This is a genomic window from Exiguobacterium sp. RIT594 (assembly GCF_003339585.1).
GTDB lineage: Bacteria > Bacillota > Bacilli > Exiguobacteriales > Exiguobacteriaceae > Exiguobacterium_A.
In genome coordinates this window covers 260,474-279,753 of sequence record NZ_QPKF01000001.1, presented here as the reverse complement: position 1 = coordinate 279,753, position 19,280 = coordinate 260,474, and the positions used below count along the sequence as shown (strand labels likewise).

Genomic DNA, 19,280 nt, shown 5'->3' with positions numbered 1-19,280 from the left:
CCTTTTAGTGAGAATGACTTTAAAGTGAGACGACTTCCTTCTCTTCTTCCGGTTTCGTTTGTCGATGAACCCGCTGTGACAGTAAGAGCAGTGGTATTCCGAGAACTGTCAAGAGGGCTAAAATACCGAAAATCGGCAACGGACGTTCCGGTCCAAAATAAAGTAACAATTGTCCGCCGATGACCGGTCCGACCGATTGACCAATCGACGTCAAGCCCATCGCCCCGAAATAACTTCCCCGTAATTCCGGTGTCGCAAAGCTGTCCGTCAAAATGTCCGTCATCGTAAACATCATCACTTCCCCGCATGTGAAGATGAACATCGCACCGATCATCAGCCAGACAGTGCCGGCCGTTCCCATGACGAATAATCCGACGGCAACGGTCGCAATCCCGACCGTGATCGAGACGAGCGGTGACGTCTTGACACCGAACTTCATGATCGGATACTGAACGACGAGCACGGTGATGGCATTAATCGTAATCAATAAGGCAAACAGACTTGTTCCCCCGGACAATAAGGTCGTCGTGGTCAAAAACTGGGGCAACGTCGAGTTGAACTGACTGTATCCGAAGACACCAAAGATGATACCGGCGAGCGCAAACGTAAAGGCGACATCGGTTTTCAGCAACCGGACCGTCGCTCCGAACGACACCTTTTTCCCGCCGTGGCTTTCCGTAATCGGATGACGTCGGAACAGGATGAAAATCGCGACGCCGTAGCCGAAGTAAACGAACGCCGTAATATAGAAGGTAATCGACGTATTCCCCGCACTGAGTAGTAAGGCAATCCCCGGTCCGATCGCCGCTGCGATATTGATGCACGTATAACGGATATTAAAGACGAACAACCGGTTTTCTTCCTCCGTCGTATCACTGATCAATGCCCGGGCAGATGGTTCGAAGATGGACCGGAAAATTCCGTTTAAGGCACTCAGGATGAAGAACGTCCAAAAGGTCTCGACTTGAGCCAGTCCGATGAAGACAAGCACAAAACCGAACGTTCCGCTGAGCATCATCGTCCGGCGGCCGTAGCGGTCGGATAATGTCCCGCCGACGAAACTCATGACGAGACTCGCGATGGCTGAAATACTGAGAATCCAGCCGACGTCGACCGGACTGAATTTCAGGACGACCGATAAGTAAATCGCAAAAAACGGCATCGTGATAAAGGTTCCGAGCCGGGCGAAAAACGTCCCGAGCAACACGCCGACCGTCAATGGGTGAAGCTGTTTCAAACGTTGCATGAAAATCCCCCTTTCGCACAAAAAAATAATGCATTCTTCCATTATATAGGAAGAGTGCATCGATTGAGCAGATTATTTACTAACCGGGACGACGGCCCCTTTGTATTCTTTTGTGATCCAGTCCTGGTTCTTTTTCTCGTGGAGAATATCGAGCAATGTCGTGACGCGTTTGTCTTTTTCATCGCCATCACGTGTGACGATGATGTTGACGTACGGTGAAGACTCGTCTTCCAGGGCAATCGTATCTTTCAACGGGTTCAACCCGTTGTCAATCGCATAGTTCGTGTTGATGAGGACCGCGTCGCCTTCGTTGTTTTTGTAAGCTTGCGGTAAGAGTGACGCTTCGATGTTTGTTTTGAACTTGATGTTTTTCGGGTTTTCCGCGATGTCTTTGAGCTGTGCATCGGTTGTTTTACCGTCTTTCAACTTGATCAGCCCTTCGTTTTGAAGGAACGTCAAGACACGTCCGCGTTCAGCGACGTTTGAGCTCGTTAAGATCGTTGCACCTTTTGGCAGTTCATCCAAAGACTTGTATTTTTTAGAGTAGACACCGAGCGGTTCGACGTGAACGCCGCCGGCACTCGCGAATTTATAGTCTTTGTTTTCTTTTTCCTGTTGCTCGAGGTACGGGACGTGTTGGAAATAGTTCGCATCGATTTCTTTTTCAGCAAGTGCTTTGTTCGGCAGGACGTAATCCTGGAACTTTTTGATTTCGAGTTTATAGCCTTTTGCTTCATATTCTTTTTGGACGTGCTCGAGAATTTCAGCATGGGGAACGTTTGACGCCCCGATGACGAGTGTTTTTGAATCGCTGCTGCCTGATGAAGATTCTTCTCCACATGCTGCAAGACTGACTGCTAAGACCGATACGGCTGCTGTGCCGACGAATTTTTTCCAAAGTTTCATGAATGATTCCTCCCAAGATTAAATAAGATAGGTGTTACCGTTTATCGATGGCTTTGACAAGCAGGTCACCGATAATTTGAATGATGAAGACGATGACAAGAATCAACAGTGTCGCGATGACCGTGATGTTATTTTGTGAACGCTGGAATCCTTCGATGAAGGCCATGTCCCCCAGTCCACCACCACCGGCTAACCCGGCCATTGCCGTGTAACCGACGAGTGCGACAAGCGTAACGGTGATTCCTGAGACGATTGCCGGCAAGGCTTCCGGAATCAGGACTTTATAGATGATTTGAAACTTCGTTGCTCCCATCGATTCAGCCGCCTCAATGACACCCTTATCGACTTCACGAAGTGCCAGTTCGACCATCCGACCGTAAAACGGTGCTGCACCGAGAATTAACGCAGGTAATGCAGCCGTTGGTCCTAAGAATGATCCGACGATGATTTTCGTGATCGGGATCAACAGAATCAATAGAATGATAAACGGGATCGAGCGGAAGATATTGACTAAAAAGCTGAGCACGGAATACAGTGTCCGGTTTTTAAACAACAATTCTTCGTTCGTCGCATATAACAACAGACCAATTGCCAATCCAAGGACAAACGTTGCGAGCCCTGCAACGGCCGTCATATAAACGGTGCTGCCGGTTGCTTCCCAGACCATATCCCAATCCACATCTGCAAAAAATGTACTCATCGGTGATCCACCTCCACTTCAACGTCACTCGCTTGAAGTTTGGCGATGACCGCTTGTGCTTCCTCTTCCGAACCGAGCAACTGAATGAACAGCGTTCCGAGTGCTCCGTCCTGCGTCTGTCCGACGTTTCCGCCGATGATATTGAATAATAAGTTCGAATCTTTCATGACTTCGGCAAGGATCGGACTTTCCGCCGTCGAACCGACAAACGTCAGCTGGACGATTTTCCCGGTCGGATAGCGCTCGCGTAATTTCGCAAACGTTAATTCGTTTTCAGACGGTGACGTCAATTGTTTGACGAACTCTTTTGTCATCGCCTGTTTCGGGTGACGGAATACTTCAGCAACCGGTCCCTGTTCGACGATTTTCCCGGCTTCCATGACGGCGACCCGGTGACAGATTTTTTGAATGACATGCATCTCGTGTGTGATCAAGACGATGGTCAGTTTTAATTTTTTGTTGATGTCGACCAACAACTCGAGGATCGAGTCGGTCGTTTTCGGATCCAGCGCACTTGTCGCTTCGTCACAGAGTAAGACGTCCGGATTGGATGCCAGTGCCCGGGCAATCCCGACCCGTTGTTTTTGTCCACCTGACAGTTGCGACGGATAAGCGCCTTCACGTCCGTCGAGTCCGACGAGCTGAATCAGTTCGGCAACCCGTTCTTTACGACGGGCTTTCGGATAACCGCCGAGCTCAAGCGGGAACATGATGTTTTCTTCGACTGTCCGTGACCAAAGCAGATTAAAGTGTTGGAACACCATTGAGACGTTTTTACGGACGCCCCGTAATTCTTTTGGTTTGAGCGTCGTCATTTCGACACCATCGATTTGAATCGAGCCGCTCGTCGGTGCCTCAAGCATGTTCAGCAAACGAATCAGTGTTGATTTCCCTGCCCCTGAATAACCGATTATTCCAAAAATTTCACCGCGCTCGATTGACAAGTCGACATTGACGACGGCTTCAACCGATCCGCGCTTCGAGCGATAAATCTTTCCTACATCCTGTAAGCGAATCAATACGGTCCCTCCTAAAATAAAAAAAGTGCGCACGTTTTAGAGCAAACGCGCGCACTTTCTCAGTACACAAAACCATTTGCTCTCATCTTGCAGACAAATGTCTGCTGGAATTAGCACCACTTCGGAATAAATTCCGCGGTTGCCGGGTTTCATCGGGCCAGTCCCTCCACCACTCTCGATAAGAGTTATCGGTATTAAGTTATTTTTAATATAATCTGAATATTAGCAGGGGTTATTTTGCTTGTCAAACAGTTTTTTCTGAAACCGGTTGAAGCAGACTGAAAGCACGTGTCAAATCTTCTTTCAAGTCTTCCGCGTCCTCAAGACCTACCGAGATCCGAACGAGACCATCCGTAATTCCGAGTTCTGCGCGACGCTCTGCTGGAATCGACGCATGCGTCATCCGTGCCGGAACGGAAATCAAACTCTCGACCGCTCCAAGACTTTCAGCCAATGTGAAGAAATGTGTCGCTTCGACGAGTTTCTCCGCATTTTCTGCTGAACCGACATCAAAACTGATCATTCCGCCGAAACCGGTCGCCTGTTTCTGTTGTGTCGCGTGACCCGGATGTGATGCCAGTCCCGGATAGAAGATGTTTGAAACGATGTCCTGTTCCTGTAAGAACTGAACGAGATCGTGTGATGTTTCTTCGATTGCATCCATCCGGATACCAAGCGTCCGTAATCCACGGACGAGCAGGAAGCTGTCCTGCGGTCCAAGAATACCGCCGGTCGAGTTCTGGATGAAGTGAAGATCTTCTCCGAGCTCGTCGCTGTTGACGACGACAAGTCCGGCGACGACGTCCGAATGACCGCCGATGTATTTTGTCGCGCTGTGCAGCACGATATCTGCGCCGAGTGCGAGTGGTTGTTGCAAGTAAGGTGTTGCAAATGTGTTATCGACGACGAGTTTCAAGTTGTTGCGTTTCGCGATTTCAGCAACTGCTGCGATATCTGTCACTTTCAACAACGGGTTCGTCGGTGTTTCGACATACAGCATCTTCGTGTTGTCTTGCACCGCAGCTTCTGTCGCCGCGAGATCCGTCGTATCGACGAACGTCACTTGGATGTTGAACTTCGGTAAGACACGCTGCATCAAACGGAATGTCCCGCCGTAGACGTCATCGGTCATGACGATGTGGTCACCTGATTCGAGCAGGTTAAAGACAGCGTGAATCGCTGCCATCCCTGATCCGAAGGCAAAACCGCGTGCACCGCCTTCAAGATCGGCAATCAGACGTTCGATGCTCGTCCGTGTCGGGTTCGCTGTCCGGGAATACTCATATCCTTCTTTTAACTGACCGATTTTTTCCTGTTTGTATGTGCTTGTTTGATAAATCGGGGGTGTAACGGCACCTGTTGCTCGATCGACGCCTGTTCCTCCATGAATCAATGCTGTCTTTTTACGCATGTGTCTCGTCCACCTTTTCAAAGATTTGTTGGCTTAAATACCGTTCGGCACTGTCCGCGAAGACGGTGACGATGGTACTGCCTGGAAAACGATGTGCCAGATCAAGTGCTGCAACGAGTGCTGCGCCGGCCGAACTGCCGACGAGCAACCCTTCACGGGCCGCCAGTTCATGGACTTTCGTGAAGGCATCATGATCGGAAATCGTATGAATTTCATCAACTAAGTCACGGGAAACGAGACTTGGCCATTTAGCCGTCCCGATGCCTTCCGTCTTATGCGGTCCGGCTGGTCCCCCGTTGAGGACTGAGCCTTCCGGTTCAACGATTGCACCTTTTGTCCCGAGACGTTCTTTTAAATACGCCGCTGTTCCGGCAAACGTTCCGCCTGATCCGCATCCGGCAACAAACCAATCAATCTGATCCAGCTCCGCCATCAGCTCAGGACCGAGTGTCCGCTGATACGTAACCGGATTTTCTTCGTTTTCGAATTGAAGCGGAACATAGCTGTTTGGAATCGTTTGTCCGAGTTCTTTGGCTTTATCGATCGCACCCTGCATATCGAGCTCAGTCGGTGTATTGACGACAGTCGCGCCGAGTGCGCGCATCAACGTCTGTTTCTCCTGGCTGAACTTTTCCGGAACGACACAGATGACTTGAAGGTCATATTTTTTAGCGGCGAGCGCCAAACCGATGCCGGTGTTGCCGGCAGTCGGTTCGATGATCGTTCCGCCTCGTGTCACATATCCCTGTTCGATCGCGGCATCAACGAGTTGAATGCCCAGGCGGTCTTTGACGCTGCCCCCAGGGTTCATCCATTCGAGCTTCGCCAAAATCCGCGTACCAGCAGGCAAATCGAATGAAGTAATCTCGTAGAGCGGCGTATTTCCGACGAGGTCGCGGACTGATTTCGCGATCATCCGAAGACGATGTCCCATTCATCACGACCGGCAAGCATTTTCTCGGCATAGTGCTTCGCTCCTTTAAGGTCGTGGGCGCTTGCGAATCCGCATTGGACTTCGTTTTGCGCTGGAATTTCTTCTGCTGCTAAGACGTCTTTTAATGTTTTCTCAACGAGTTCGCTCATTTTTTCGACCGAATCGAAGTTCATCATCGCCATGTAGAAACCTGTTTGGCATCCCATCGGCGACACATCGATCACGTCATCCGAGTAGTTACGGATATTTTCAGCGAGCAAGTGCTCGAGTGTGTGCATCGCACGCATCGGCATTTGTTCCACGTTCGGTTGTGTGAAGCGGATGTCGTATTTGACGACTTGGTCGACTTTACCGTCTTTGTAACCGGCAACGCGGATATAAGGTGCTTTGACTTTCGTATGGTCCAGGTTAAAGCTTTCTACGTTCATTTTTTTGAGTGTCATGATTTATTCCTCCATTTTCTCGGCTTCTACGAGCCAGACGAAGTGATTGTATTGCGTAAATGAAACATCGAATCCGCGTGATGCAAAAATCTGTTCCATCACCGGAATCAGTGGATAAAACTCGCGTTCCAAATCTTCGGCGAGTCCGTTAAACCCTTGGGCTTTCGCTTCAGCGATTGTCTGTAAACGCGCCTCTTCCGACACGAACATCGTATCGGCATAGACGATTTTTCCGTCGTGCGGCAAAATCTTCGCCATCAAATCAACGGCTTCTCCCTTTTCCTCATCCGTCAGATGATGAAACGCATAGGTCGAAACAAAACTTTTCGCATGGTCTGCCGTAAACGACAGGAAGTGTCCGTCCTGCACCGGAAGTTCCGGAATCTTGTTGATGAGAATATCCCGCATCTCCGGACTCGGTTCAACGGCAAGGACATGATCATGTCGCTCAAGCAACCGCTGTGTCAGGTTGCCGGTCCCGGCCCCGAACTCAACGACCGGTGAGACAGCTTTCGTTGCGACTGTATCCAATATTTCTTCATAACGACGAAAGACTTCTTTGTACTCCGGATCATGCCCCGTTACCGTGTCGTCGTATGTTGACGCCCACTCTGTAAAAACATCCATAAAACGTACTGTCATGCCTGTTCGTCCTCCGTATCTCTCTTTTAATTCCGACTAATCGGATATGAATTAAAGTAATTTACCTTAATCGCATTGTAGCAGGGAGATTTCCGAATGGCAAGACGACTGCTTTAAATTTTTAGGAAAACAAAAAAAAGGCGTTGCCGGAGAACCGGCAACACGAATAATGTGGTTAGAAATGCCACGAAGGAAAACCCAGCTCTGACACGAACTTCTTCGTTCGTCGTATCAGAGGACGGCGCCTTTTCGACATATCAGTTGAACTGGACTCCCATGACAGATCTCCTGCTCGAATCCCGAATTGTTTCCTTGCGCCGCTTCGTCTTTGGGGGACGACTTAAGGGGAGACAACCAAACAATGGAGGATTTTTTTGAACGGTTCTGGAATGAAAAGCAACAGCCAACTCATATCTCTGCCAGACTTCCTATAAAAGCATTTCTAGAAGTTGATATGAATATACCATTCATAATTTAGCATTGTCAATGAATTATTGTAAATATTCCGACAATTTAGCGTAAAGAGAAATCTCGGATCGATTCCTCTTCTTACTCAGCACAAAATGCAAAGACATTTTGAACCGATTGAAACGCATAAAGCCTTGATACGACTTGATTTTCTTCAATCTTTAACAATGCCGGCACACTCATGACCTGCGCCTGCTCTAAAAATTCCGGAATGAAGTTTCCGTTTGCCTGCATGATCCATTCTTCGTCTTTTGTCGCTTCGACGACCGCAAGCATCCGACTAGCGATGGCGCACGTCCCACACATCGGTGCATAGACATACAAAAAACCGTTTTCCGGGACTTCTGTGACTTCTTTCATCCGTTCCATTCCCCCTCTGTTTTGTCTTATCTTGTGCCAGTATACAGAAAAAAAGACGACGAGGAAACGATTGCGTTTCCTTGCCGTCTTTTCGATAAGTATTACTCGTTGATCATTGATTTGTAAGCAGCTGCATCCATCAACGCTTCTACTTGGGCATCATCTTCGATCTCGATATCGACCATCCATGCACCTTCGAATGGTGATTCGTTGACGAGTTCCGGGGAATCAGACAGTGACTCATTGATAGCAACGACTTTCCCTGAAATCGGTGCGTACAATTCAGATACCGTTTTGACCGATTCAACTGAACCGAACGGCTCGTTGGCAGAAATCGTATCGCCGACTTCCGGTAATTCCACGAAGACGATATCGCCAAGTTCGTGTTGCGCGAAATCCGTAATCCCGATTCGTGCCTTGTTTCCTGTTACTTCGACCCATTCATGCTCTTCCGAATAACGTAGATTGTCTTTGACTTGACTCATTTGCGATTCCCCCTGTGATCTATAGTGGACTAACGCATTCAGTATACCAAATGAACTAGCCTTCTTAATACCATTTTCCTTGATAGAGTTCTTCTTTGAAGCCGATGGTCACGTCTTGCCCGTCCGTGACGATCGGACGCTTCAGCAACATCCCGTCACTTGCGAGTAATTCGTATTGCTCCTGTTCGGAAAGTTCCGGCAAACGGTCCTTGATTCCTTGCGACCGGTACGACTGGCCACTCGTGTTAAAAAACTTCTTCAGCGGTTCGCCGCTCTTTTGATGAAGTTCCCGAATTGTTTCGGCACTCGGTGTCTCGTCGACGATATGCTTGTAGTCGACTTCGACCCCGTTCGTTTCCAGTGCTTTTTTTGCTTTGACACACGTACTGCATTTTGGATAACCGTACATTGTTACCATTTTTTCATCACCTCTGACTTCAGATTAGCAGATGCATCAGTTGCGTTTCAAGCGCGCCAATGCCGCATCGATTTGATCTTGATGGTGGTGGTCATGAGCGATGAAGGATTCGACGAACGCTTTCGGCTGAAAGGTCCCTTCATACGTCCGCTCATATTGTTCGTCCGTCAGCCGGTCGAGGAGTGTGACCAGTTCCCGGCGGACACCGATGGCTTTTTTCAATAAGGCGAGAGCATCGATATGATGGGCATATTCGACCGCCAGGCGGTTGAACTCATCATAGTCGGTTTGAACAAGCGTCAATCGTTCATCCGGTAACTTCGAGACAGCATGATCGAGATAATACCGGTCCCACAGAAACAGATGACTGACACATTCCTGAACGGTCCATTTATCGACGGCAAGCGGTAATTCCCATTCTTCCTCGGAAAGCCGTTCGAGTGATTTATAGTAGTCGATTGCAAACTGGAGTTCTGTCAATTCGTGTCGCATGTTTGCTCCCTCCTTCAAAGAAAAAATTCGCCCTTACAGAGATTTTCCCTGCAAAGGCGAATCAGTAAACCTGACTTAGACCGTATATTTATTTGATTCGATCAAACGTTTCGCAATCTGACGTTTCGTTCCGATTGAATTAATCGGTTGGTAACGGCTGAACTTCTTCAATGCCGACAGCAGCATCCGGAGTTCATCTCCGCTTGCAGCAGCATAAAGCGTTTCTTTCGCGTCACGCTCGACGCCTTCGAACGCTTGTTGTGCGAAGACTTCCGTATAACGGATTTTCAATTCGTTTTTCTCGACGCCTTTCGCGGCAATCGCTTTTTCCGTCCGGACGATTGCTGACTCGAGCGCATAAATCGCACTCATGATGTCGGCTGTGTTCGCGAGGATTTCCTGCTCGCCTTGGAGCTTGTCCTGATATTTCTGGACCGCTGTTCCGGCCGTCAACAGGAAGATTTTTTTCATCATTGCGAGCAGATGACGTTCGCGGTCAAGCGGCTCTGATCCGACTTCTGTCGGCATGAAGCTCATGACTTCCTGTTGCAGACGTTGTGCTTCTGCGAGGAGTGGCAATTCGCCTTTCATTGCTTTCTTCAACAGTGTCCCCGGTACGAGCAGACGGTTGATTTCGTTTGTTCCTTCGAAGATCCGGTTGATCCGTGAATCACGGTACATGTTCTCGACTTCGTATTCGGCCATGAAGCCGTAGCCACCGTGAATCTGGACCGCTTCGTCGATGACATAATCAAACGTTTCCGAAGCGAAGACTTTGTTCATCGAGCATTCAATCGCATATTCGGCAATCGCATCCGCGATTTTCTTGCCGTCTTTGCTCTCTTCTTCCGACAACTGATCGAGACTGTCCTGGAACAATCCGCCTGTCCGGTAGACTGAACTTTCCATCGCATAAGTCTGCGCCGACATCGTCGCCAGCTTTTCCTGAATCAACGGGAACGAGCTGATTGGTGTTTTGAATTGTTTGCGTTCGTTCGCATACTGGACCGCAAGATCAATGGCACGTTTTGATGAACCGACCGCACCGACTGCTAATTTATAACGACCGACATTCAAGATGTTGAAGGCGATGACATGTCCGCGCCCGATTTCACCGAGTACGTTTTCGACCGGCACTTCCGCATCTTGTAAAATCAGCGTCCGTGTTGACGATCCTTTGATCCCCATCTTTTGTTCTTCGAGTCCGGTTGAGACACCCGGGTACTCACCTTCGACGAGGAACGCCGTGAATTTATCACCGTCGATTTTTGCGTAGACGACGAACAGACTGGCGAAGCCGGCGTTCGTGATCCATTGTTTTTCCCCGTTCAAGATATAGTGCGTTCCGGCTTCATTCAAGACTGCCGTTGTCTTCGCACCAAGGGCATCCGAGCCTGAGCCCGGTTCTGTCAACGCGTAAGACGCGATCCATTCACCAGATGACAGTTTCGGGAGATATTTTTGTTTTTGTTCTTCGTTCCCGAAGAAGACGATCGGCAATGAACCAATCCCGACGTGAGCACCATAACTGAGGGCAAACGAGCGACCGCGGGCAAACTTCTCCGTGATGATCGACGATGAAATCTTGTCCATCTGATAGCCGCCGTATGCTTCCGGGACATCAGCACCGAGCAAGCCGAGCTCGCCTGCTTCGCGCAGGAGACCGACCGACAATTCGAATTCATGTTTTTCGATCCGGTCGAGGACCGGTACGACACGGTCTTCGACGAACTTCGCCGTCATGTCACCAATCATTTTGTGTTCTTCCGAAAAATCTTCCGGTGTAAAGAGACGATCTGCTTGTAACTCATCCAGTACAAAACTTCCACCTTTAATCAATTCGTTTGTTGTTTGGCTCATTGTCCTGTTCCTCCTTCAACTAGTTCGAATACGCCGGCAGCACCCATGCCGCCGCCGATACACATCGAGACGACGCCATATTGGACGTTCCGTCGTTTCATTTCATGCAAAAGTGTTAACGTCAGTTTCGTTCCTGTACAACCGAGCGGATGACCAAGCGCAATCGCGCCGCCGTTAACGTTGACGATGTCTTCGTTCAGACCGAGTTCCCGGATGACACCGAGTGACTGGGATGCAAAGGCTTCGTTTAATTCAATCAATCCGACATCTTCGAGCGTGATGCCAGCGAGTTCAAGTGCCTTTGGAATCGCGACGACCGGTCCGATTCCCATGACTTCCGGACGGACACCACCGACTGCAAACGATTTGAACTTTCCGAGAATCGGCAGTCCTTGGCGTTCCGCTTCTTCGCGTTCCATGATCAAGACGGCAGCAGCACCGTCTGATGTCTGAGACGAGTTGCCCGCTGTGACACTGCCGCCAAGGCGGAATGCCGGACGGAGCTTGGCGAGACCTTCCGGTGATGAATCGGCGCGGACACCTTCGTCATGTTCGACGACCCACGTCTTTTCTTCAATCTTCAACTCATCGTTGACGTATTGTTCCGTGACCGTCACCGGGACGATTTCGTCGACGAACTTGCCGGACGCAATCGCAGCGGCTGCTTTTTGATGGCTTTTCAGGGCAAAGGCATCTTGATCTTCGCGTGAGACTTGATAGGTCGAAGCAACTTGCTCTGCCGTATGCCCCATGCTCATATAATATTCCGGTGCCGTCTCGACGATTGATGGATTCGGTCGTACGACGTGTCCTGGCATCGGAATTTGGCTCATCGATTCGAGTCCACCGGCGATGACAGCTGTCGCTTGTCCTGTCATGATCTTCATCGACGCATCGGCAATCGATTGGAGACCGGACGAGCAATACCGGTTGATCGTGATTGCCGGCACTTCATGCGACAGTCCTCCTAGGACCGATGCATACCGGGCGATGTTCATCCCTTGTTCAGCTTCCGGTAAGGCACAACCGAGAATGACGTCATCGATTGCTCCGGTGTAGTTCGCGCGTTTCAATGTTTCCTTGATGGCGATTCCTGCGAGTTCATCAGAACGCATCGACTTAAACGATCCTTTTTTGGCTTTGCCGACCGGTGTTCGTGCACCAGCGACGATTACTGCTTCCTTCATTCGAATCCCCCCAGTCATCAGTTACGGAGCGGCTTGCCTTTGACAAGCATATGCTGCATCCGTTGTTGTGTTTTCATCTCACCGATCAAGCTCAAGAAGGCTTCCCGTTCGATATCGAGCATGTACTGCTCATCGACTTGTGTGCCGAACGAGACGTTCCCACCGGCAATGACGTGTGCGAGTTTACTTGCAATTTTTAAATCATGTTCCGAGATATAGCCGCCGTAGAACATCTCGCGGGTTGCAAGTTCAAGCGTCGCTTTCCCGGCACGACCGACGACTGGAATCTTGGCATGTGCTGGCGCCGTATAGCCTGTCCGGTCGAGTTCAAGGACCAGTTGTTTCGCATCAAACGTCAAGTGGTCCCGGTTCATCGAAATTTGATCGACGGTCCGGACATACCCGAGTTCCCGTGCTTCAAAGGCCGATTTCGAAACCTTCGCCATCGCGACGTTCTCAAACGTCTTCTGTGCGGCTTTTTCGATGTTGACGAGTCCGTCCGGTGTATTCTCAAGCAGACGGCGATACGTGTTGACGTTTCCGCCGCCCCCCGGAATCAGACCGACACCGACTTCGACGAGTCCCATATACGTTTCAAGACCGACCTGCAACCGGGCTGCCGGAAGCGAAATCTCCGTTCCGCCGCCAAGCGTCATCCCTTGCGGTGCAACGACGATCGGACGCGATGCATAACGGATTTTCTGAATCGACTGCTGGAACTTGTTGATGATCCAGTCGAGTTCGAACCAGTTTTCATCCTCTGCTTCCATCAACATCATCGCCAGGTTCGCCCCGACACAGAAGTTTTTGCCGTCGTTGGCGATGACAAGACCCCGGTGATTTTTTTCAACGAGATCAATCGACTGTTCGATCATCTGCATGATATCGACGCCGATCGCGTTACTCTTCGACGTGAATTCAAGGACGGCGACATCGTCTCCAAGATCAAGCAGACGGGCACCGTTGTTTTCAAGCAGGACGCCGTTTGATTTGCGGACGTCGCGTAAACGGATTTCTTTCGGATTGACCGCACTGCCGAAATATTTTTGTGACTGCGCATCGTAAAACTGACCGTCTTCGTTATAGAAGCTGGTGACGCCTGCTGCGAGCATCTCATCGACCCAGGCCGGGACATCGTAGCCGTCCTGTTTCATCTTCGCGACCGTCTTCTCGACGCCGAGGGCATCCCACGTCTCGAACGGTCCCATCTTCCAGCCGAAGCCCCATTTCATCGCTTCGTCAATCGCTTTGATGTCATCCGCGATTTCGTGTGTCAGTTGAGCCGAGTACAGTAACGTCTTCGCATGGATTGGCCAAAGTAACGCACCGACACGGTCCTTCGCAAAGACAACGGCTTTCAGTTTATTTTTAGCGCCCGGAAGAGCTTTTGCTTGACCGATCGACGGTTCGGTAAGCGCTTTCTTTTCAACGTATTCAAAAGTCGTTAGATCGAGTTCGAAGATCTGCTTGCCGGCTTTTTTGTAGAAGCCTTGACCCGATTTCGAACCAAGTGACCCTTCGTCAACCAATCGTTTCATTTCTGCTGGTACGGCAAACGTGTTTTTTTCCGCTCCGTCCGGTAACAGGTCATACACGTTATTGGCAACGTGAACGAACGTATCAATCCCGACGACATCAAGCGTCCGGAATGTCGCGGAGCTTGGACGACCGAGCAATGGTCCGGTGACGGAATCGACCTCCCCGATCGAATAGCCGCCTTTTTTCATTTCATCCATCGTGACAAGCAACCCGTATGTGCCGATCCGGTTGCCGATGAAGTTTGGTGTGTCTTTTGCGATGACGACGCCTTTACCGAGACGTTCTTCGGCAAACTGTTTCATGAACTGGACGACTTCCGGATTCGTATCACGTGTCGGAATCAGTTCGAGCAGCTTCAAGTAACGTGGCGGGTTAAAGAAGTGAGTCCCGAGGAACCGAGCATTAAACGATTCCGAGCGCCCTTCGCGCATCGCTTCGATTGAAATCCCTGACGTGTTGGAACTGACGATTGCATCTTCGCGTAAGAATGGTTCGATCGTTGCGAATAACTGTTGTTTGACATCCAGCCGTTCGACGATGACTTCAATCACCCAGTCGGCTTCTTTGAGACGTCCGAGATCGTCTTCGAGGTTTCCGACTTCGATTAACTCAATTAATTGTTTGGAAGCCAGTGGTGCCGGATTTTGTTTGAGCAACTTTTGCCGGTTGTCACGGGCAATCCGTGAACGGACTGCCGCATCTTCCAGCGTCAATCCTTGTTTCGTCTCCTGCGCCGTTAATTCTTTTGGTACGATATCAAGCATCAATGTCCGGATTCCCGCGTTCGCGAGGTGTGCGGCAATCCCTGCACCCATGACCCCTGAACCGATAATGACGGCGAATTGAATATGTTTCGTCGTGTGTACTGTGGTCGGCTGACCGATTTGACTCGCCATGATAGACCCCCTGATTCGTAATTGAATGAACAACCATTCATTATTCTGACAAAAAAAGAAGCCGTCCGTTTTTCCACTGCTTCCTTCTACATCTCCATCATAAATGAATTATCATTCAGTAGCAATAAAAAATCAGCTATTGGTCAAATTTTCCTGTTAGACTGAAATCAAAAGGGGGAGTTCTCATGAAATCGACAGAACAATTATGGGATCAAAAAGCGACCGACTGGGCGGAACGATCGGAGATGATGTGGACGACAGGCAGCCGGAAAACGATCATTCCGTTTCTGAAGTCCGTCATTACGTCCGGCAACTTACTCGACTTGGGATGCGGTGACGGTGCGGCCTGCCGGTTGCTCGCAGACGCGTTTCAGGTATCAGGACTTGATCTGTCCGAAGAAATGATCCGGATTGCCCGTGACAAATCACCGGCACTCGACTTCGTCGTCGGAACCGGCGAAGCGTTACCGTTTGCGGATGATACGTTTGACGTCGTTCTCGCCGTCAATTCACTCGAATGGTCGACGCAACCCGTTACGGTACTTAAAGAGGTCAGCCGCGTTTCGCCGCTCGTCGTCATCAGCCTGCTCGGACCAACAGCAGCACCACGGGCATTATCCTACCGTCGTCTGCACGGGGAAGAGGCACCGATGGGCAATACGATGATGCCGTGGGAACTGGTCCAACTGGCAGAAGAACTCGGCTGGACGTTGCTTGAGGAAGCCGTCATTCAAAAAGAAGGTGCCGTCATGACCGGTCACCGGTTGCTTGATCAGGCCCATGCGTTTTCCTGTTTATTTGCGTTTCGGACGCGGGAAACGGATTGAGTGCTGAAGAACTAAAAAATCATAAGTTCTAAAGCAGACGTATGTCCACCCGCTTTTCTCGGGCGGGACGCAAGCGAGCTGTCATCTCAGCGATGACCGGGTCTTGCCTGTCTCTGACGGAAGCTAGCTTCCTTTTCCCGTAGAAGTCGAGTGGACACGTCTGTTTTTCGTTTACTGATACCGTTGATGGATTTGAAACAGCAAGTGTTCGATCCTTTCCGGAAGAGTCGACGTCTTGTCCTGCCATTTAACGCGGAAGTAAAAGGCTTGTAACAACTGTTTGGTATTCCGGAGCAGATTAAATCGTTCCTCACTCCATGTCACCGGTACATCGAGCCAGGGTTTAACCGCTGACTCCAATCCTGCAAAAAATGTCTCGTCTGCAATACCCTGCTCCCTTGCCACCATCCAAGCGGAAATCACACGCTCGTGCTCTTCATCTATGAAATGATATACAGGCGTTGTCAAAATTTCGATAAAGCGGACGATTGCCGGCTGTTGTTGCGCCACTCGACAGCGGGGATGAGCCAACCAGACCTGGTACGCATCCGCAATATGGGCAATGCTGTGAGCCCAGCCGTAAGATGGCACCTGTCCCCGAAAATCAGTTTCTTTATTCAGATACATCAACAACTGATCAGAAAGCTGGTCGTAGATTGTCTCATCCAGTTGCGGATCTGCAGCGTCTTTTTCCAGCACAACTGCAAGGAGCAGTGCTGAGAAGGACCGGGTGAACACGGCCGTCTCGTTCGAAGTTTTCAATTGATAAAACAATCCCTCCGGACTGAGGACAAACGACACAATTCGTTTGGCAGATGCTACGGTAAACGTTTCTGACATGATCCATTCCGCAAGTCGTGAAAAGATCAGTTCATCCCGAAGGACCGGGTCCAAACTGCCGATATGGTACAACATCTGTTCCAGCAATTCCTCCGAAATCACCGTGTTCTCTTGTTGCAATTGCTCTTTCAACTGCTGTTCCGTTACGTACATGACCAGACCTCCTATGTAATAAGTGAAGAACGAAATCTTTCAAGCTGTTATCCAAAAAGCATAAAAAAAATGAAGCCATGACAGCTCCATCTTTCATTTCTCTATTAATCGTTATTATCCTTTAACCATTCCTTTAAGGACAAACGCCACGTTCGCCGGACGTTCTGCCAAACGGCGCATGAAGTAGCCGTACCAATCGCGACCGTACGGGACGTAGACGCGGACTTTATAGCCGAGCTTCACGAGCTCAAGCTGACGTTCAACGCGGATACCGTACAGCATCTGGAATTCGAACTTGTCGTTGCCGATACCCTTGTCTTTCGCATAGCGGATAATCTGTTCGATCATCGCATCGTCATGCGTCGCGACCGCAGCATAGTTACCGAGTGACAGTTGAAGTTTTACGAGCTTGATGTAGTTATGATCGACGTCTTCTTTTTCCGGGAAAGCGACCGTTGCCGGCTCTTTGTAAGCCCCTTTGACGATCCGTAAGTTTGTCTCGAACCGGCCGACACGTTTGATGTCGTCTTCCGACCGGTACAAGTACGACTGGATGACCGTTCCGATGTTATCAAACGACTGACGTAATTCTTCAAACAATTGAATCGTTTTTTCACAACGCGGCTCGTCTTCCATATCGATGGTGACGAACACGCCGACTTCCTTCGCCCGTGTCAAAATCCGTTCCATGTTCGAGCGGATCAATTCATCCGAGATATCGAGACCAAGTGATGTCAATTTCAGTGAAAGTTGCGAGTCTAATTTCTCTTCCGCAATCATTTCCACTGCCCGAATACATTCCTGTGTCATCATTTCCGCTTCAGCGACTGTCGAGATGAACTCACCGAGGTGATCCATCGTGACGCACAATCCCTTTGAATTCAAATCTTGAATCGCCCGTTTTGAAGCTTCCAGTGAATCCCCTGCCACAAAGCGCCCTGCACCGAACTTCAGACCATACCGTTTCGCCAGACCATTCAAAGTCTTATTTTGCGATAAGAAGATAAAACCATCCCGTAATACTCGTTCCATCACTCATTACTCCCCCTAAATAAATGCTAGGCTGTTTTACCATGTCGGTTCACATCTCTGCATTCATATTATGACATAAAGCGCTTACATGTGCTCGATGTTTTGTTTTTTTCGAAGTTTTCGTTGTGCAAAAAAACCAATGATGAAAAAGAGCAGATACAAAAAAATCGCAAAGAAAAATTGCCAGGAAAACGGGTCTCGTAGACTGGCGCCGATATTGTTGTAGACAAAAGCTCCAGGAATGATACCGAGGTAACTGGCGAGCGCAAACTGCCGGAATTTAATTTTCGACAGACCGGATGCATAACTAATCGCGTCAAACGGAAACAGTGGAATCAACCGGACAATCAAGACGACGACGAATCCATTCGTTGCGATCCGTTCATCGAGAACCGTCAATTTACCGGTTCCGATGATCTTTTCGATGCCGCGTCGACCGAGCAGACGGGCAATCCAAAAACTTAATAAACTGCCGGTCCCTGCACCGACGACATCGAGAATCGTCCCGATCCACGGACCGTAGGTATAACCGCCAAAGACCGTCAACAGACTCGCCGGGAAAAAGACGAGTGGACGGATCGTATAAGCCAATATGTACAGCAACATGCCGAAGGCGCCCTGCTGACGAATCCAGTCAGACAAAGCTTGAATATCAAACTGCTCCATCATTCCCGAAAAACGGAAATACAGGAGCAGTCCAAGTCCAACAAGCATGTAGAGTGTAAACGGGAGCCAGTCCCGTAACTTTAAGTTTTTCAAGACATCGGTGCCGGTGCCGGCGCGACGTAATAGAAAATCGATAAGAAAATCAAGATACTGCCGGCAAGGACGAACAGATGCCAAATCGCATGATTATAAGGCAAACGGGCCCAGACGTAAAAGATGACACCAAGGGAATAGGCGAGACCGCCACCGAGCAGAAGTAAAAATCCTTGTAAGCCAAGCGCTTCATACATCGGTTTGATCGCAAACAGACAGCACCAACCGAGAATGAGATACGAGGCGTTCGAAATCCAGACGTGTTTTCCGGTCGAATACAGTTTCCAGATGATACCGAGAATACCAACACCCCAAACGATGCCAAGCAACGTCCAGCCGAGTGGTCCACGCAACGTGATCAAGGCGAACGGTGTATAGCTCCCGGCAATCAATAAGTAGATTCCCGCGTGATCAAGGATCTGCAACACTTTATTGGCACGCGTATGCATGAGTGAGTGCATCAATGTCGAGAACAGATAGAGTAAAATCATCGTCGCGCCAAAGATACTGACGGCGGTGATGTTCCAGGCACTGCCCGACTTCGAGGCTTGCAGGACTAGCAATACTAAAGCGACGATGCTGAAAATGACACCGAGTCCGTGCGTGATGGCACTGGCCACCTCTTCTTTAAGCGAGTCGCCTTTCGCAAGCAACTCTTCAATT

The 19,280-nt window shown here is 49.6% G+C and carries 20 protein-coding genes and 1 riboswitch; of the genes, 1 reads left to right on the top strand and 19 read right to left on the bottom strand.

Annotated elements, in window-relative coordinates; translation table 11 throughout:
* Positions 1-19: 19 nt before the first annotated feature.
* From DVG79_RS01395 to DVG79_RS01325, 15 genes are all read right to left on the bottom strand, one after another.
* Positions 20-1,246 carry an MDR family MFS transporter gene (locus DVG79_RS01395; RefSeq protein ID WP_114595161.1) on the bottom strand — a complete coding sequence of 409 codons (1,227 nt, stop codon included), beginning with the start codon at positions 1,244-1,246 and terminating at the stop codon, positions 20-22.
* Positions 1,247-1,318: 72 nt separating this feature from the next.
* Complete coding sequence (locus DVG79_RS01390) at positions 1,319-2,152, bottom strand: MetQ/NlpA family ABC transporter substrate-binding protein (RefSeq protein ID WP_012371206.1); 834 nt, start codon at positions 2,150-2,152, stop codon at positions 1,319-1,321.
* Positions 2,153-2,186: 34 nt separating this feature from the next.
* A complete protein-coding gene (locus DVG79_RS01385; protein WP_114595160.1) occupies positions 2,187-2,852 on the bottom strand; it encodes a methionine ABC transporter permease in 666 nt (221 codons plus the stop codon).
* Positions 2,849-3,871, bottom strand: coding sequence for a methionine ABC transporter ATP-binding protein (locus DVG79_RS01380; protein ID WP_114595159.1), 1,023 nt, complete (start codon positions 3,869-3,871; stop codon positions 2,849-2,851). The genes DVG79_RS01385 and DVG79_RS01380 overlap by 4 nt, the downstream gene beginning before the upstream one ends.
* A gap of 79 nt (positions 3,872-3,950) precedes the next feature.
* A riboswitch (SAM riboswitch) is annotated at positions 3,951-4,056 on the bottom strand.
* Between the two features lie 59 nt (positions 4,057-4,115).
* On the bottom strand, positions 4,116-5,282 hold the full coding sequence (locus DVG79_RS01375; RefSeq protein WP_114595158.1) for a bifunctional cystathionine gamma-lyase/homocysteine desulfhydrase: 1,167 nt from the start codon (positions 5,280-5,282) through the stop codon (positions 4,116-4,118).
* Positions 5,275-6,198, bottom strand: coding sequence for a PLP-dependent cysteine synthase family protein (locus DVG79_RS01370; RefSeq protein WP_012371210.1), 924 nt, complete (start codon positions 6,196-6,198; stop codon positions 5,275-5,277). The genes DVG79_RS01375 and DVG79_RS01370 overlap by 8 nt, the downstream gene beginning before the upstream one ends.
* A complete protein-coding gene (locus tag DVG79_RS01365; protein ID WP_114595157.1) occupies positions 6,195-6,659 on the bottom strand; it encodes an S-ribosylhomocysteine lyase in 465 nt (154 codons plus the stop codon). Before DVG79_RS01365 ends, DVG79_RS01370 begins: the two co-directional genes overlap by 4 nt.
* Before the next feature lie 3 nt (positions 6,660-6,662).
* Complete coding sequence (locus DVG79_RS01360) at positions 6,663-7,301, bottom strand: class I SAM-dependent methyltransferase (protein ID WP_114595156.1); 639 nt, start codon at positions 7,299-7,301, stop codon at positions 6,663-6,665.
* Positions 7,302-7,850: 549 nt separating this feature from the next.
* Positions 7,851-8,129 carry a thioredoxin family protein gene (locus DVG79_RS01355; RefSeq protein ID WP_114595155.1) on the bottom strand — a complete coding sequence of 93 codons (279 nt, stop codon included), beginning with the start codon at positions 8,127-8,129 and terminating at the stop codon, positions 7,851-7,853.
* 101 nt (positions 8,130-8,230) lie between these two features.
* Positions 8,231-8,614, bottom strand: coding sequence for a glycine cleavage system protein GcvH (gene gcvH / locus DVG79_RS01350; RefSeq protein WP_114595154.1), 384 nt, complete (start codon positions 8,612-8,614; stop codon positions 8,231-8,233).
* Between the two features lie 64 nt (positions 8,615-8,678).
* Positions 8,679-9,032, bottom strand: coding sequence for an arsenate reductase family protein (locus DVG79_RS01345; RefSeq protein WP_012371216.1), 354 nt, complete (start codon positions 9,030-9,032; stop codon positions 8,679-8,681).
* A gap of 36 nt (positions 9,033-9,068) precedes the next feature.
* The gene (locus DVG79_RS01340; RefSeq protein ID WP_114595153.1) at positions 9,069-9,524 is read right to left on the bottom strand and encodes a DinB family protein; all 456 of its coding nucleotides are present in this window, start codon (positions 9,522-9,524) and stop codon (positions 9,069-9,071) included.
* 75 nt (positions 9,525-9,599) lie between these two features.
* A complete protein-coding gene (locus DVG79_RS01335; protein ID WP_114595152.1) occupies positions 9,600-11,384 on the bottom strand; it encodes an acyl-CoA dehydrogenase family protein in 1,785 nt (594 codons plus the stop codon).
* Positions 11,381-12,571 (bottom strand): acetyl-CoA C-acetyltransferase, encoded by a 1,191-nt coding sequence (locus DVG79_RS01330; protein ID WP_114595151.1) that lies wholly within the window; start codon positions 12,569-12,571, stop codon positions 11,381-11,383. The genes DVG79_RS01335 and DVG79_RS01330 overlap by 4 nt, the downstream gene beginning before the upstream one ends.
* Before the next feature lie 17 nt (positions 12,572-12,588).
* A complete protein-coding gene (locus DVG79_RS01325) occupies positions 12,589-15,006 on the bottom strand; it encodes a 3-hydroxyacyl-CoA dehydrogenase/enoyl-CoA hydratase family protein (protein ID WP_114595150.1) in 2,418 nt (805 codons plus the stop codon).
* A gap of 185 nt (positions 15,007-15,191) precedes the next feature.
* Between DVG79_RS01325 and DVG79_RS01320 the strand changes: the two genes are divergently transcribed.
* Positions 15,192-15,833: a class I SAM-dependent methyltransferase gene (locus DVG79_RS01320; RefSeq protein WP_114595149.1), complete on the top strand. Its 642-nt coding sequence runs from the start codon at positions 15,192-15,194 to the stop codon at positions 15,831-15,833.
* A 171-nt stretch (positions 15,834-16,004) separates the two neighbouring features.
* Here the strand turns inward: DVG79_RS01320 and DVG79_RS01315 are convergent, their stop codons facing one another.
* From DVG79_RS01315 to trhA, 4 genes are all read right to left on the bottom strand, one after another.
* A complete protein-coding gene (locus DVG79_RS01315) occupies positions 16,005-16,826 on the bottom strand; it encodes a DUF2785 domain-containing protein (RefSeq protein WP_114595148.1) in 822 nt (273 codons plus the stop codon).
* Positions 16,827-16,940: 114 nt separating this feature from the next.
* The gene (locus DVG79_RS01310; RefSeq protein WP_114595147.1) at positions 16,941-17,858 is read right to left on the bottom strand and encodes a proline dehydrogenase family protein; all 918 of its coding nucleotides are present in this window, start codon (positions 17,856-17,858) and stop codon (positions 16,941-16,943) included.
* Positions 17,859-17,942: 84 nt separating this feature from the next.
* On the bottom strand, positions 17,943-18,617 hold the full coding sequence (locus DVG79_RS01305; RefSeq protein ID WP_114595146.1) for a TVP38/TMEM64 family protein: 675 nt from the start codon (positions 18,615-18,617) through the stop codon (positions 17,943-17,945).
* Positions 18,614-19,279, bottom strand: coding sequence for a PAQR family membrane homeostasis protein TrhA (gene trhA / locus DVG79_RS01300; protein ID WP_147269818.1), 666 nt, complete (start codon positions 19,277-19,279; stop codon positions 18,614-18,616). Before trhA ends, DVG79_RS01305 begins: the two co-directional genes overlap by 4 nt.
* Position 19,280: the final 1 nt, after the last annotated feature.